General features: G+C 40.0%; 15 protein-coding genes. 8 read left to right on the forward strand and 7 right to left on the reverse strand.

Annotated elements, in window-relative coordinates; translation table 11 throughout:
* The 4 genes from FFO06_RS14230 to FFO06_RS14245 form a co-directional block, all read left to right on the forward strand.
* A partial coding sequence (locus tag FFO06_RS14230) for an RNA-guided endonuclease InsQ/TnpB family protein (protein WP_137908620.1) occupies positions 1 to 623 on the forward strand: 623 nt, incomplete at its 5' end.
* A gap of 480 nt (positions 624 to 1,103) precedes the next feature.
* The gene (locus FFO06_RS14235; RefSeq protein WP_137908621.1) at positions 1,104 to 1,301 is read left to right on the forward strand and encodes a hypothetical protein; all 198 of its coding nucleotides are present in this window, start codon (positions 1,104 to 1,106) and stop codon (positions 1,299 to 1,301) included.
* 254 nt (positions 1,302 to 1,555) lie between these two features.
* A complete protein-coding gene (gene clpS / locus FFO06_RS14240; protein ID WP_137908622.1) occupies positions 1,556 to 1,837 on the forward strand; it encodes an ATP-dependent Clp protease adapter ClpS in 282 nt (93 codons plus the stop codon).
* Between the two features lie 30 nt (positions 1,838 to 1,867).
* Complete coding sequence (locus tag FFO06_RS14245; RefSeq protein ID WP_137908623.1) at positions 1,868 to 2,698, forward strand: CPBP family intramembrane glutamic endopeptidase; 831 nt, start codon at positions 1,868 to 1,870, stop codon at positions 2,696 to 2,698.
* 11 nt (positions 2,699 to 2,709) lie between these two features.
* Here the strand turns inward: FFO06_RS14245 and FFO06_RS14250 are convergent, their stop codons facing one another.
* The 4 genes from FFO06_RS14250 to plsX all read right to left on the reverse strand — a co-directional run bounded on the left by FFO06_RS14250 (position 2,710) and on the right by plsX (position 6,439).
* Positions 2,710 to 3,171: a DUF4079 domain-containing protein gene (locus FFO06_RS14250; protein ID WP_137908624.1), complete on the reverse strand. Its 462-nt coding sequence runs from the start codon at positions 3,169 to 3,171 to the stop codon at positions 2,710 to 2,712.
* A gap of 133 nt (positions 3,172 to 3,304) precedes the next feature.
* Positions 3,305 to 4,186 (reverse strand): ACP S-malonyltransferase, encoded by an 882-nt coding sequence (gene fabD, locus FFO06_RS14255; RefSeq protein ID WP_137908625.1) that lies wholly within the window; start codon positions 4,184 to 4,186, stop codon positions 3,305 to 3,307.
* A 35-nt stretch (positions 4,187 to 4,221) separates the two neighbouring features.
* Entirely contained in the window at positions 4,222 to 5,223 is a 1,002-nt protein-coding gene (locus tag FFO06_RS14260; protein WP_137908626.1) for a beta-ketoacyl-ACP synthase III, read from the reverse strand.
* Between the two features lie 190 nt (positions 5,224 to 5,413).
* The gene (gene plsX / locus FFO06_RS14265) at positions 5,414 to 6,439 is read right to left on the reverse strand and encodes a phosphate acyltransferase PlsX (RefSeq protein ID WP_137908627.1); all 1,026 of its coding nucleotides are present in this window, start codon (positions 6,437 to 6,439) and stop codon (positions 5,414 to 5,416) included.
* Between the two features lie 502 nt (positions 6,440 to 6,941).
* On the opposite strand from plsX, the gene gntT reads away from it, so the two are divergent.
* On the forward strand, positions 6,942 to 8,297 hold the full coding sequence (gene gntT / locus FFO06_RS14270) for a guanitoxin biosynthesis MATE family efflux transporter GntT (RefSeq protein WP_137908628.1): 1,356 nt from the start codon (positions 6,942 to 6,944) through the stop codon (positions 8,295 to 8,297).
* Between the two features lie 55 nt (positions 8,298 to 8,352).
* Here gntT and FFO06_RS14275 read toward each other — a convergent pair whose 3' ends face one another.
* Positions 8,353 to 9,825, reverse strand: coding sequence for a leucyl aminopeptidase (locus FFO06_RS14275; protein WP_137908629.1), 1,473 nt, complete (start codon positions 9,823 to 9,825; stop codon positions 8,353 to 8,355).
* A 185-nt stretch (positions 9,826 to 10,010) separates the two neighbouring features.
* On the opposite strand from FFO06_RS14275, the gene FFO06_RS14280 reads away from it, so the two are divergent.
* Entirely contained in the window at positions 10,011 to 10,511 is a 501-nt protein-coding gene (locus tag FFO06_RS14280; protein WP_137908630.1) for an acyl-CoA thioesterase, read from the forward strand.
* Positions 10,512 to 10,531: 20 nt separating this feature from the next.
* Here FFO06_RS14280 and FFO06_RS14285 read toward each other — a convergent pair whose 3' ends face one another.
* Positions 10,532 to 10,729, reverse strand: coding sequence for a hypothetical protein (locus FFO06_RS14285; protein WP_137908631.1), 198 nt, complete (start codon positions 10,727 to 10,729; stop codon positions 10,532 to 10,534).
* A gap of 1,252 nt (positions 10,730 to 11,981) precedes the next feature.
* Here FFO06_RS14285 and rne point away from each other — a divergent pair.
* Both rne and FFO06_RS14295 read left to right on the forward strand, forming a co-directional pair.
* Positions 11,982 to 14,174, forward strand: coding sequence for a ribonuclease E (gene rne / locus FFO06_RS14290; protein WP_137908632.1), 2,193 nt, complete (start codon positions 11,982 to 11,984; stop codon positions 14,172 to 14,174).
* 157 nt (positions 14,175 to 14,331) lie between these two features.
* Entirely contained in the window at positions 14,332 to 14,976 is a 645-nt protein-coding gene (locus FFO06_RS14295; protein ID WP_137908633.1) for a ribonuclease HII, read from the forward strand.
* Positions 14,977 to 15,000: 24 nt separating this feature from the next.
* Here FFO06_RS14295 and FFO06_RS14300 read toward each other — a convergent pair whose 3' ends face one another.
* A complete protein-coding gene (locus FFO06_RS14300; protein ID WP_137908634.1) occupies positions 15,001 to 15,591 on the reverse strand; it encodes a DUF1997 domain-containing protein in 591 nt (196 codons plus the stop codon).
* Between the last annotated feature and the right edge of the window lie 49 nt (positions 15,592 to 15,640).

Below are 15,640 nucleotides of genomic sequence, written 5' to 3' on the forward strand. Positions count from 1 at the left end.
AAAACCAAAGTATCGGTATTGATTTAGGAATAAAAACTTTTGCTGTAATGAGTAATGGAGAAAAAGCCCAAAGTCCTGATTACTCAAAATTAGACAGGAAGATTCGTAAACTCCAGAAAAAACTAGCAAGGCAACCCAAAGACTCAAAACGCAGTCATAAAACTCGAATTAAAATTGCCAAACTGCACAATCAAATTACTGATACTCGCCAATACTTTCTTCACAAACTATCCACCAAGATTATTAGCGAAAACCAAGTTATTGTTTTGGAAGATTTGAATGTGTCGGGTATGGTTAAAAATCGCAAACTTACCAGGTCAATTAGTCTACAAGGGTGGAGGCAATTTAGAACTTTATGCGAAGGTAAAGCAGAAAAGTTTAATAGAGATTTCCGTGTTATTAGTAGATGGGAAGCAACAAGTCAAATTTGCTCTAAATGTGGATACAAATGGGGCAAACTTGATTTAAAAATTCGGTCGGTTAAGTGTTTAAATTGCGGAACTGAACACGACCGAGATGAAAATGCTGCTAAAAATATAAATAAAGCCGGGATAGGTCATTGCCACGGCTCTAAACGGACGCAGAGACAGAATAAGACTACTTCGGTTAGCGTCAGTCAGTGAAGCGTCAAGTGTTTCCCCGCTTCTTTAGGACGGTGAGTATGTCAAAATTTGCTCTCTATTTGCAGAGAAACTTTTTTTTCCGAATTGGCGACAAGTTTAATCTATCTTTGCTAAATCCTTACCATTTTACGACCCTTATTTAAAGATTGTTATAAGTTAGTAGTAAAATGTATTTATATATACTTTTTTTTTCGAGCAGTTAAAAAACAATCTACATATAGATTCTGAATGCAGATTAATCATCTGTAGCCATAGAAGTTACCAAGGTTGAACCTATAAATAAACCTAGTTTCAGCCACATTTCTCCGTAGTTTTCAGTCATGTTTTTTGCCAGTGTAGTTGACAAAAAAACAGAGTTATTGAATAACTAATCTTGTGAATTAAGTGGTCATGTAAATCACGGAGATAGAGAAGACAAAAAAACATCTTATACCAACCATTATCTAAGATAATGACTAGTAACTACCTGGTTTATTGCTTATGAAAACTCGATACGTCATTCGTCACTTGGTCGAAAAAGCCCTACATATCAGAAAATTAACACCAGAAATAGAAAATGAGATTAACTCAGAACTGACAAAACTGGGTCATATATCTGATGTTGACTATGAAGCCTTAGAATTACTGATGGCAGAAATGGACGCTGGTAGGGTACAGTTAGTTCCTAGCTGGGGATAGCCTGATAACTCCAGTTGTGAGTGAAAGCATGGGAAAACAAAGGAGAATTTTCCTGGACCATAGGCCAAGCCGCTTTATTTGTGTTATAATGCTAAAGTGAAAAATCTGTAAGCAACGCCACAAGTATTTTCAGATAAAAATACGGCGTACCCCAATCTTCAGATTGGATAGTCTATACAGAGGTAAATAACTGTTAAGCAGCTGCTCAACAGTAACTATATTCTAGTAAATCAAGGATAAAAGAGCAAAAAATCGTGTCAGTCGAAACCATTGAGAAGCGTTCTACATCCCGCCAGCTCGCGCCTCGATATCGCGTTTTGCTTCATAATGATGATTACAATTCCATGGAGTACGTAGTTCAAGTGCTAATGACTACCGTTACTAGCATTACTCAACCCCAGGCTGTTAGTATCATGATGGAAGCTCACCATAACGGGTTAGCTTTGGTGATTAGTTGCGCTCAAGAACACGCGGAATTTTATTGTGAAACACTCACAAACCATGGTTTGATTAGTACAATTGAACCCGATGAATAATCATTGGTCATTGGCCATTGGTCAATAAGGATGAAAATTAATCTCACTCACCTTACCCAATACCCGGTTTATGTAAGGCTGGTTTGCTTTATACTAGCCTTACTGTTGTTGTGGCTACCCCTAGCTGTACCAATTTATTGGTTAGTTCCAGATTCTAATTTAGAAAGTATCTTGACAATTGTGATATTATATGTCGAGTTTATTTTGCTGCTGAATATCTGGGGGAAAAAAGTCTATCAAAAACCAGGAATATTCAGCCGTTATGGGTTAGAATTTACACGCTTTAATGGTATAGAACTCTTCCAAGGGTTGACCATAGGATTAATTAGTGTTTTAGTCTTATTTAGTTTAGAAGCTGTGCTAGGTTGGTTAGTATGGCAACAACCCAAAGCATTTTTAGGGAAAATAATATTAGAAGGTTTATTAGTTGGTTTTGGTGTAGGTTTTGCAGAAGAACTATTATTCCGGGGTTGGTTATTAGATGAACTACAAAGAGATTATAAATTAAATACTGCCCTTTGGATAGATGCAATTTTATTTGCTGTTACCCATTTCATTAAACCCTTAGAGGCAATTATTCACACTTTACCACAGTTTCCGGCCTTAGTGCTATTGGGTTTAACCCAGGTATGGGGAAAACGTTGGAAACGGGGACGTTTAGGCTTACCTATAGGTTTACATGGTGGACTAGTTTGGGGCTATTATATCATTAATGTTGGACAATTAACCCAATATTCGGGACAAGTTCCTGATTGGGTAACTGGTGTGAATAATAATCCTTTGCAGGGAGTTATGGGAGTATTATTCATGGCTGGACTAGCTTGGTGGATAGGTAGTCAACAATTAAAAAGGCCAAATTAACCTATAGCTAATTAAGGTAAATACTTTTGTACCACCGTCCAACCACTCAGCGATACCCAAATAAAGCCCGGTAATAATAATAGATTACAACCAAGATGTAAAGGTCTAGCCCAAGACTTGCCCGTACTAATTTGCGTGGCGCTAAAAGCAGATACTAAAACTAATATCACCACTATTAACCCAGCCCCTAAATGTGGAGAATGTCCTAAAGAACCAAAATGTCCCAAAGTACCCACAATACCAACTGCTAACAGGAGTAAGACTAGACTAACCATAGTGATGCCGATGATATAATGCAGCAATAGCACTTGACCACGATGCCACGGTAATATAATCTCCATGGGGACTTTGAGAGTAGTTTTAACCCGCAACATCCAAATACCAGTGATTGCTAAAAACAAGTATGCCATCAAAGATAACCCCATTGACCAGGCGGCTATTTTCCATAACCATAGAAAAGAAGGTAAGTGCATAAAAAACAGTTCAGTTCGTACTGGTAGTTGTTTTGAGCGTGTAGCGGGATAATTAACTATTCCTTTTCAGCAAGTCTTAAAGAATCTGCGTGTCTTTAGACCGCAGAGCGTCAAGATGTTTAATGAGTTTAACCTAAACAGGCAACTCCTGAGCATTACGAATATTTTCCAAAATTAACCCAGAAGTAGTCCGTTTAATTAAACCAGTTAAAACGTTACCAGGACCAATTTCCACAACCTTCTCAACACCATTTTCTGGGAATTGTAAGGAAATTTCTCGCCAACGCACAGGTCCTGTCATTTGTTGAGAAAGGCGCTCTTTCAAAGTTTTTGCTTCTGTGGCTGGAATTGGGTCAACATTAGATAAAACTGGGACAGTTGCTGACTGAAAAATCACTGAGTCTAAAACTTCTTGAAATTCCGTTGCTGCTGCTTTCATTAAATGGGAATGAAATGCTCCTGAAACCTTTAAAGGAATAGCCTTTCTGGTTTTGACTCGAGACGTGACAGCTTGCACAGCTTCAGGTGTGCCAGAAATTACGACTTGAGTAGGACTGTTATCATTTGCCAAAACTACATTAGGTGTTTCACTAATAACTTTTTCCAACTCCTCTCTATTAAAGTTTACCAGTGCGGCCATCATCCCGCCAGCAGCACTTTCCATCAGTTCCGCCCGCCGCTTTACTAAGTATAAACCAGCAGACCATTCAAAAACTCCGGCGACATAAAGAGCGATATATTCCCCTAAACTGTGACCTGCAACTAAGTCTGGTTGCTGTCCTTTCTCTCGCAATATATCAGCAATTATACTTTCGATGACATATAAACTCGGCTGGGTATAAAGTGTCCGTGATAAGGTGTCAATGTCGCTTTGACAGATATCTATCACAGACCAGCCCAAAATGGCCTCAGCTTGAATAAATTTTTCTTTGGCAGATGGTAGATTTAATAGGTCTACTCCCATGGACAATGCTTGAGAACCTTGTCCGGGAAACACCCATGCAGTTTTAGTCATTTGTTATTAATCAGTTGTCAGTTGTCAGTTGTCAATTATCTTCCCCATTGGAAAATGGCCGCACCCCAGGAAAGTCCAGCCCCAAAACCAGAGATGGCAATGATATCATTAGTTTTGATTTTTCCCTCTCGCACCGCTTCATCTAAAGCTAGGGGAATAGAGGCGGCAGAGGTGTTACCATAGTTAGCAACATTGCTGATAACTTTATGTTCAGGAATATTCAAGCGTTCAGCAACGGAATTAATAATTCTTTGATTTGCTTGATGTAATATTAGCCAGTCTATATTTTCCACTCTCAGGTTAGCTACAAATAGGGCTTTATCTATTACTTCGGGAACTTTTTGGACAGCAAAGCGGTAAACTTCTTTTCCATTCATGGTCATGGGCTGATATTTGCCCGTAGATACATGAATATCCCCTGTCAGTTCTACACTAGAGCCATGATAGGACAGATTCAGATATTGGTTTTGAGAACCGTCGCTTTTCAGGGAAAATCCTAATAAGCGATCGCTTTTACTCGCTTGTAATACCACTGCTCCAGCCCCATCACCAAACAATACACAACTGCGTCTATCCTGCCAATCTACCCAGCGAGAGAGGATATCTGCCCCAATCAAGAGTACATTCTGATAAACACCTGTTTTAATGTATTGTGCCGCCGTTACCAAACCGAAGACAAAACCGGAACAAGCAGCAGTTAAGTCAAAGGCCACTGCTTTGATAGCACCTAATTCACTTTGAACACGGCAAGCAGTTCCAAATAGGTCATCCGGGGTAGATGTGGCCAGTAAAATTAAGTCTATGTCTGCTGCTGTAATTCCTGCTGCTGCAATAGCCTGTTGACTCGCAGCGGTGGCTAATAATGTGAGTGAGTCAGCGGGTAATGCTAACCGTCGCTGACTTATACCTGTTCTAGAAGTAATCCACTCATCTGATGTTTCCACCAATTGAGTTAATTGTTGGTTATGTAAAACCGTTGCTGGGACTGCTGAACCACTGCCTGTAATTGCTATGCCGCTGGCTAAAAAATTTTGCACTTCTTAATATCCTCAGTTGTCAATTGTCAGTGATTAATTGTCAATTGTCTTGTTTGTAAGCATTAATAACGAGTACCAATGACAATTCCAATTTGAGTTATCAAATTAGGGATTTTCATCCCTAATCTAAAATTGGATGACAATTGACAAATAGCTGTTAGCGATAATTTCCATAGTTGAGAAATACCAACTAACTACTTTCATTTTGCAGAATTTGATATTGGGATTGGAGTCTTGTTAACACCTGATTATCTACAGCTTCCTTAGCCATGCGAATGGCGCTAAAAATAGATGGTGCTTGGGAACTACCATGACCAATAAAACAAATACCGCTGACACCTAAAAGCAAAGCCCCTCCATGTTCAGCGTGATCCATGCGCTGTTTAACGCGCTTGAGGTTGGGTTTTAAAATTGCTGTCCCGATTTGACCATGTAGCCCTTGGGGTAATTCTTCTCGCAGAATTTGCAGAATTACACCTCCGACTGCTTCGGCAAATTTTAGTAAAATATTACCCACAAAGCCGTCACAGACAATCACATCAAATTCACCGGATAATACATCGCGTCCTTCTGCATTACCAGTAAAATTAATTTGAGTATTTTCCCTTAACAATTGGTGGGCGCGAAAAACCACTTCATTACCCTTGGTATCTTCTTCGCCAATATTCAGTAAACCTATTTTGGGGTTTTCTGTTCCCAAAACATACTGACTGTAAATTGAACCCATGACTGCAAACTGTTCCAAAAATTTAGGGCGACAGTCTACATTCGCACCGACATCCAGTATCATTACTGGTTTACCGACTTTGATGGTGGGGAATACTGTAGCAATCGCTGGACGGTCTATTCCCGGTAATCTTCCTAATCGCAGCAAAGCCGAGGCCATGGCCGCCCCAGAGTGTCCCGCAGAAAATACCGCATCTGCTCGTTTATTTTTGACTAAATCCATCGCTACATTGATAGAAGATTCTCGCTTACGCCTAACTGCGTTGAGAGGCTCTTCATCCATAGCGATCGCTTCCTTAGCAGGAACAATCTCCAAGTCCGCCATATTAGTTTTTGGCGGTATTACAGCCTCAATTCCTTGGGGATCTCCGACCAATAATATTTTCACACCCAATTCTTCTCTCGCCCGCAGTGCGCCAGCGACAATTTCAGCGGGTGCATGATCTCCCCCCATCGCGTCAATTGCGATTCTTACACCTGTCGATCCCATTGCTCAGAGCTTATAGAAACCTTACAAATTTTATCAGATTGTAATACTTAAAAATGCAAAATTCTCAAAAAAGCCATCAGAAATTATCGGGAAGTAGGTTCAGAACCCTAGAATCAAAATCTAGATAGCATCAAAGCACCAGATTTATCTCCCAGTGACCTATCAAACCTCCCCACGGTAAGCACACAACAACAACTAATGGTACAACCCGCTTAAAATTAGCCTTGGGCATCTGCTAGTTAGGGAAAATGTCTGATAGCCCAGGATGTCCATGATTAAAGGATTTACAGAATTACAACAGAAAATTACTCACCAATGAAATGACCCATTACCCATTACCAGCCCCAACTAGATAACTAGTAACTTGAGTTATTAATTAACAATCGTGTTAGCATTGATGACAGAATTAAGCTGTGGACATCCATAAGTTTGCATAAATACTTATTAGCAGGCATTAACTCTACCTATTTTTACTAAAATTACGGCACTCCAAAGAACAAAGATGATATTTACAGTTCCCAATAAGTACAACTTCTTAGGCCGGTTTTACCGATTAACCAGTATCAGCGTTCTCAGTAACATGATGATTCCTTTAGCTGGTTTGGTAGACATTGCTTTTTTAGGACATTTAACAGATATTCGACATTTAGCAGGAGTAATTTTAGCAACTATTCTCTTTGATTATCTTTATCGAGTATTAAAATTTATCCGTTCTAGCACTAATGCCATTACCGCTCAAGCAGTAGGCAAAGATGATAATAAGGAGGTAATTTTAGCTGGTTTACGTAGCGGTTTAATTGCTTTATTCCTGGGTTTAATTATTATTTTATTACAGTATCCTTTACAAAAAATTGGCTTTTTTATTTTAAGTGGGTCTTCAGATATCGAAGCTGCTGGAGTTGATTATTTTTATGCACGAATTTGGGCTGCACCGGCTGTACTACTCAATTTTGTTTTATTCGGTTGGTTTTTAGGTAGAGAAATGAATTGGGTAGTCTTATTAATGTCAATTGTGGGTAATGGTTCTAATGTATTATTAGATTACTTAATGATTTTTCAATGGGGTTGGGCAAGTACAGGAGCCGGTTTAGCAACAGCATTAAGCCAATATTTAGCCTTAATTGTCGGCTTAATATGGATGGTTTTTACTATTCCTTGGCAAACCGTACCAGCCGCTATTAAGGAATTATTTGATTGGGTAGCTTTGCAAGGAACTGTTGCTTTAAAAGGTAATATTTTGATCCGTTACATATTATTGATTTCTGTCTATTCTATCTTTACTAATTTAAGTGCCACCATGGGAACAACGATCTTAGCACAAAATGGTTTATTGTTACAAATTGCCATTTTAAGTCAGTTCACCATTAATGGTGTCGGACTAACAGTGCAAACTATGACAGCTAATTTTAAAAGTAAAGGTAATACCCAAGAAATGATACCTTTATTGATAGTTGCTGGACTGACTAGTTTAGTCATAGCATTAGGGTTTGCTGGCACATCTATCTTATTTCCTAATCAGATATTTGGATTATTAACTAATCATGCAGAAGTTAATCAAGATATTAATCAATATACGATTTGGTTACTTCCGGTTTGCGTAGTTACAGGTATAACTTTTGTTTTAGAAGGTTATTTTATCGGTTTAAGAGAAGGTGCAACTTTGCGGAATGTAGTATTATTATCTTTTGCAGTAGGTTTCATGCCACTAGTAATTGCTGCCTGGTATTTTCATAGTAATCATTTATTGTGGTCTACTTTAGTCTCTTATATGGCAGGTAATATGCTTTTACTAGCTGTATCTATCCCCCGAACCTTGAAAGATGAAAGTTTACAAAATCAGCCATTAATTTCTAGTTGATAGTCCAGAATTCTCGTTCCCAGTCTCCAGACTGGGAATACAGGGCTATCAAAGTTTAACTTAACACCCAATTTACTAAAGTTCTGACACCAAAACCGGTCGCCCCTGCACCGTTATAGCCATTTTCCTTATCAGCCCACACAGGACCGGCAATATCTAAATGCGCCCAAGGAGTATCCTTAACAAACTGTTTGAGAAACAAAGCAGCAGTAATAGAACCGCCATAACGAGGTCCTGTATTCTTCATATCGGCAATACCAGATTTCAGCCCATCAAAATATTTATCTTCCATTGGTAAACGCCAAATTTTCTCACCAGCTGCTTCTGCGGCTGTTTGGAGTTGGGAGGCCATAGCATCGTCCGGTGTAAATAAACCAGCAATATCTTCACCCAAAGCCACCACACAGGCACCTGTAAGCGTAGCTAAATCAACGATCGCATCTACACCCAATTTATCAGCATATACCAAGGCATCAGCCAAAGTTAAACGCCCTTCAGCATCGGTGTTATTCACTTCAATGGTTTTGCCATTTGAGGCGGTTAAGATGTCTCCAGGGTGCATAGCCTTACCGCTAATCATATTTTCGGTGACGGCTGATATAAAGTGAACCTCCACATCTGGCTTTAATTGTCCAATCACTTTAGCAGCGCCCAGAGTAGCCGCAGCACCACCCATGTCAATTTTCATGGTTTCAATACCGCTACCAGCACCCTTAATATTTAAACCACCAGAATCGAAAGTTAAACCTTTACCAATAATAGCCAACTTGCGTCTAGGTGTGGTAGCTGGTTTATAAATTAGGTGAATGAATTTAGGAGGTAATTCGGAAGCCTGGGCTACTCCTAAAAATGCCCCCATACCTAATTTTTCACATTCTGCCTGTTCTAGAATCTCTAATTCTAACCCATATTCGTGAGCGATCGCCCCAGCAGTTTCGGCCATAGTAATCGGTGTCACTGCATTAGCTGGGGCTGCTACTAACTGCCGTGCTAAAATGACTCCAGAAACAATTTGATTAGCGCGGGTAATAGCTGTTTGTTGTCCTGCTAAACCCAGTAAATCAATAGTTTCAATATTGGGGCTTTTATCTTCTGGTTCAGACTTAAAGCGAATATCTTGGTAAAGTGCTAATTCTATACCTTGAGTAATAGCTTGGGCTGTAGCGGCTGGATCATTGTTCCATAGTGGTAAACTAACTCCCAGGGTTTTAGTTTTCTGCTTTTTAGCGGTGCGTGCAACTGTGGCCGCAACTCGTCCCAGGGTTTCTAATTGTAGCGCCTCTGGTTTACCTAAGCCAACTAAAATCACCTTTCGTACCAAATTACCCGCGCCTACTCTCGTAAAGATGGTACTATTGACTTTACCAGTAAATTCTTCTTCAGCAATTAGTTCTGTGAAGATTCCAGCCAATTTCTGGTCTAAAGTCGCCAAATCACCCGTTAATTGTACTGCATCTTCAAATAAGCCAATTGCTAAAGTATCGCCCGTCCAGTCAAGTAAAGTCTTATCCGTAGGTTGAATCGTCATTTTTGTAAGTTCTGCTTATCTTCCTTCTTGTACCAGTATTGCTCAAATTTTCTGAATTATGCAGGTTTCATGCAACGTTTTCACAATCTGGTAAAATTGGAATAGAGTTGAAAAATTCCCAATTTACAAAATTTTATCAATTTTTGGTAGTCTGTTGCTCAAAAAAGGATCAAAAAATTATTAAAATGTCTCAAGAAACAACCCCACCCCAATTACCACCAACAAGTGCTATTGAGAATGTTACCAATGTAGCATTTGAAAATTGGTTTGAATATCCAGTCAGGGCCCAACCCCATCACACTGACTATGCTGGTATTGTTTGGCACGGTACTTATTTAACTTGGATGGAAGAAGCACGGGTAGAATGTTTACGTTCTATCGGCATTGAATTTGCTGATTTAGTAGCTTTAGGTTGTGATTTGCCCGTAGTGGAGTTGTCAATTCGTTATCATCGTTCCGTGCAATTGGGGATGCCAGTCATAGTAAAAACACGGATGAATGAGGTGACGGGAGTGCGTATGAACTGGGATTATACTATTGTTTCTCCTGATAACCAGGATTTATATATTACCGCTCAGGTGACATTAGTGGCTTTAGATCGGGAAAAGGGTAAAATTATGCGTCAGTTACCACCTGCATTTCAAGATGCTTTAGCAAAGATTTCAGGCTCTCGAAAAATTGGGTAATTGATTGGTAATTGGTAGTTTTACTTCTTTGCTGGTGTTTGGGAAAAGGTTTGAACAAACTGGCTGATTTGATGCCAAATATCTTGGGGAGTAATATGGAAACCAAAGTATAATAACATGACAATAGAGGCACAGAGCAGGGCGGTTTTAATGGTAGTTTTGATTAATTTCCACAGAATCATAAAAACTATCCAAGCTACTATTAATGTAATAATCATAACGTTAGGTGATAGGGAATAAACGACAAGGGGTATGAACGGGTATTGAGTTTGTTTCCAAAATAAACTATTTACTGTGCTCTGTCACCTATTTTTGGGAAAAATGACATCTTTCTTAGGGATAGTTGAAAATTTATCGTCTAATTTACCACTAGACAAAGGAAATTATCCTATCCCATTTAATTTTCACCAGATATCTATTTTGGCAATTGATTTTTAGCAAAGTTGCGTTAGAATGGCGATTAAGAGAAATTTTCTGGTGCTGCATTGAGTGACCAAAAACTTATGATACAAGCCCCGTCCTTCTAGGACGGATTGGCGATTATTGTGGTAGAATTTTGTTTAGTCGCCTTATGGCATTGGGAGACTTTAAACGAACGTCGAGGGATGGTAAGACTATTTCGATAGCACAACCCAATGAAGCGTTAAGGAATCCTCTCTCATGAAAGGAAGAGAAGGTATGTCAATTGATTCACTACCTGTGATACTCACGGGTGCGAAGGCAAAGATATAAGAGTGCAACTTCTAAAATTGTATCCCGGATCAACTCTGCTGCTGATTACAAACCACTCTCTCTTTAGCTACCTTGTGAATTGATGACTAACAATAGCTTTTGTTAGCTTCTCGATTCATTGATAGATTCTATCCCTTAAATGAGACTTGCTTTTATTGCGGGCTTTTGTGCAATTACTACAGAAGCGAGAGCGGCTAGTATTAAAATATACTACATAAGTAATGACAGAGATTAAAAAGCTGCCAAAATTCTTGTCAAGATGACTCAGTGGGTTGTTTGCACTTAGCTAGATTTTCTGGTGTAAACACGGATAGCAAATCCATTGCTAAAGGCAGGTTTGTTTCCCTCAGCAGACAGTCAAACCAATGTGTAATAGACCGTGTCTAACGGAAGTTTCTAAAAAGTGATCAAGTGCTTGCCATTTAGGTACAGTCAACTTTAGCTGATGAAACGTTAACATTGGGACAGATATCTACGGATATCCAAAGTTTAAATAGCAGCGTATAGTATGGTAAATCGGCCAAGGAAGGTTGATTCAAGTTCTTAAACTATATTCTGTTCAGGAGTGATCTGGTGTGTAAACCCCATCACAGTATGATTAGCTCTCCAAACTAAAGCAGAGCTGCAAATTGGAAGTTTTTATTACTAGTAGCACCTTGTAGCAGTGACTGTAGAAGGGGGATAACAGAGAACTTTCTGGTGATTCCCACCAGTGCTGCCAGTTTTTGAGGAAATTGAATGCCAAAACAAATTATCATCGCGGAGCAGCATCAAATCGCTGCTGTATTTTCTGAAGATCAAATACAAGAACTCGTTGTAGCTACTGGTCATCACCAAATTGGTGATATCTATTTAGGTGTAGTAGAAAACGTATTACCTGGGATAGATGCGGCTTTTGTCAATATCGGCGACCCGGAGCGCAACGGTTTTATTCACGTCACTGATTTAGGTCCATTGAGGCTGAAACGAAGTGCAGCAGCAATTACAGAACTGTTGACACCACAGCAAAAAACCTTAGTGCAAGTGATGAAAGAGCCAACAGGCTCAAAAGGTCCCAGGTTGACAGGGAACATTACCTTACCTGGCCGTTATGTGGTGTTAATGCCCTATGGACGGGGTGTAAATTTATCGAGACGCATTAAGAGTGAAAGTGAGCGTAACCGTCTCAGAGCTTTGGCAATTTTGGTGAAACCAGCAGGGATGGGTTTGCTAGTACGCACAGAAGCAGAAGGGAAGCCAGAAGAAGCAATTATTGAAGATTTAGAAGTGCTGCAAAAGCAGTGGGAAATTGTTCAACAAGAAGCAGTAACCTCCCGCGCGCCGGCTCTACTGAATCGTGATGATGACTTTATTCAGCGCGTACTCAGGGATATGTATGGTAGTGATGTGAATCGCATTGTTGTTGATTCCAGCACGGGATTAAAACGGGTGAAACAATATTTACAAAACTGGAGTGGTGGACAAACGCCCCAGGGATTGCTGATTGATCATCACCGCGATCGCTCTCCGATTTTAGAATATTTCCGCATTAATGCCGCTGTCCGTGAAGCCCTCAGACCAAGGGTAGATTTGCCATCAGGTGGTTATATTATCATCCAACCTACGGAAGCTTTAACCGTAGTAGATGTTAACTCTGGTTCTTTCACCCGTTCTGCAACCGCTAGAGAAACAGTGTTATGGACAAACTGTGAAGCTGCTGCGGAAATTGCCCGTCAGTTACGTTTGCGGAATATTGCGGGTGTGATTGTGGTTGATTTCATTGATATGGAATCCCGACGCGATCAAATGCAAGTGTTAGAACACTTTAACAAAGCTCTCAAAGCTGATAAAGCCCGTCCACAAATTGCCCAATTGACCGAATTAGGTTTAGTTGAACTAACTCGCAAGCGTCAAGGCCAAAACATTTATGAATTATTTGGCGAACCCTGTCCCGCTTGCGGTGGTTTAGGACATACTGTGAGATTACCGGGAGAAACGGAAAACCGCCTGCCCATTCCGTCCACAGATATACCAGAACGGTTTGGAAGTATGCCGCCAAAAGAACCACGTTTAGCTACTCGCATACCTGATATCGGTAGCATGACTGCCGCTATACCACGAGATACTTACGATGGCTTTGGGGAAGGATTTGAAGGTGAACCAGAATTTAGTCCCCTGCATCTGATCAATCATCCTAGTTACCAGGAATTAAATGATAGCAAGCGCCGTACCCGTACCCGTCGCCCCAGAACGGGTGTCAATCCAGCTAATGGTAAAGATGAACCCCGATCTGGGCTAACTCCCCTAGCTTTTGTTAATGATTCAGATTTAGACTTGGAAGAGGTTGAACTACCAATACCAGAAATCTCTTCACCTACTATTAATAAATCTGGTTGGACAGAAAGGCCAGAACGGGTAAAAGTCAAACTAGAACCGATTAAAGTAGAACCACCGGAGATTATCACTGTGGAAATGTCAGCAAAAGAACAAGATACTTATGCTGAAATGGGAATTTCTCCTTTACTCAAGTTAGATCGTGAGGGGAAAAGTTCTAGATCGGTGATTATTAATGTTGTTCAACCAGGAGAATTACCAACTGAACTAACTGAACTAACTGAACTAACTGAAATAACTCAACCAACTCAACCAACTCAACCAACTCAACCAACTCAACCAACTCAACCAACTCAACCAACTCAACCAATTATTAGTGAAACGGAAAATTCTGATAGCTTCAGGCATACAGTCATTCCTGCACATAAGAAAGTACCAACCCAACAAACCCTTGAGCCGGAAATTGAATCTTCATTAACTATCGTCCCAGAATTGACAATAATTCCCGGGGAAACTGAATCTGAAACTGACTCTTCTAACACTTTCACTTCCGTGCCTAATCGTCGCCGTCGTCGTCGTTCATCAGCCATAGATGCAGATGGTTTTAGCCAAGATTGAAGTCAATACCCTAAAAGGATTTTAGATTGTGTTCTGCTTGAAATCGGCCTTTGTAATTGGACTATGATTTGAGGGAACTCTTAACAGACAAAAATCACAAAAATCACAAAAATCACAAAAATCACAAAAATCACAAAAATTACGTTTTGACTTTTTTATGCAAGAAATCAAACCAGCAGCCGGGAATAATTCGAGTTGGTTAGAGTTTTCTAGCTACTCGGATATTCAGGGTGCGGTTTTAGGTGTTGATGAGGTAGGACGAGGTGCTTTATTCGGTCCGGTGGTTGCAGCAGCGGTTATATTACCAGTAGAAGCTTTATCAATTCTAATGGTAGAGAATATTAATGACAGCAAAAAGTTGTCTAGTTCCCGCAGAACTAAGCTGGCTGAAAAAATTACGACTCTGGCTTTAGACTGGAGAATCGGTTATGCGACAACGGCGGAAATAGATGAGTTGAATATTTTACAGGCAACTTTATTAGCAATGCGGCGTGCTATAGTCAAGTTGCGGGTAAAACCTGCACTGTGTTTAATTGATGGTAATCAGTTGGTAAAGAATTTACCAATACCACAAGTAAGTATCGTCAAAGGTGATGAGCGTTCGCTGAATATTGCCGCAGCTAGTATCATGGCCAAGGTTTGGCGTGATGATTTGCTACAGCGTTTGGCATTGAAATACCCTTGGTATGATCTAGAAAGGAATAAAGGTTACGGAAGCCAGCGTCATTTACTAGCACTCCAACAATATGGACCTTCACCTTTACATCGTCAATCTTTTCGCCCTTGCCAAATTCAGCACTAAACTACTTGTGAGGTTCAAAATTGTTCATAAGGCTTGCACCACGCTGCCGCTATCAGTAGTGTGGTGATCAGTCCCTAAGTCTTTTGTGGCTTGGTTGCACCAATGGCGATAATCTGATAGAAGATGATGTAATAATCTTTGCTTAATAGTTAACAACACACTTTTGAGCAATCCATTACCTGTAGCTTCTAAAATTGATTTGGGTGTCAGGGAAAATGGTTGGGGTATGGCGATTAAAACTTCTAAATCTGCTTTCCCTTGCAGGTAAGTACCACTACTGAGTTCAACTGGCGATAAATAACCTTTTAAATTCAGATCAAACCTTTCGTTAATATACTCGAAACCCATAATTTCACAACCGAGCGATCGCAAATAAATCGTTCCGCTTGCATCTGCCCAAACTCTCATATCTACCGTTGGCTGAATACTCAGTGACATAAAAGACAGAGGACGCATTTTCAACCGAAACACTTCCTCCGACAACTGCTGAATTCTGGTATTATCAGCCAAGGTATTCACCAACCGTTGAGGCTGACGGAGGTAGTGACCAATAGGAATAGAATGCTTAGGGACGGAAATTTCAACGGACTCAGAGGCAGTAAACTTGGTAACCATAAGCAAATTCAACCATCTGTTTAATTAATTATCAGTCAAAATCGTCAAA

The organism is Dolichospermum planctonicum, from assembly GCF_005402965.1.
Lineage (GTDB): Bacteria > Cyanobacteriota > Cyanobacteriia > Cyanobacteriales > Nostocaceae > Dolichospermum > Dolichospermum planctonicum.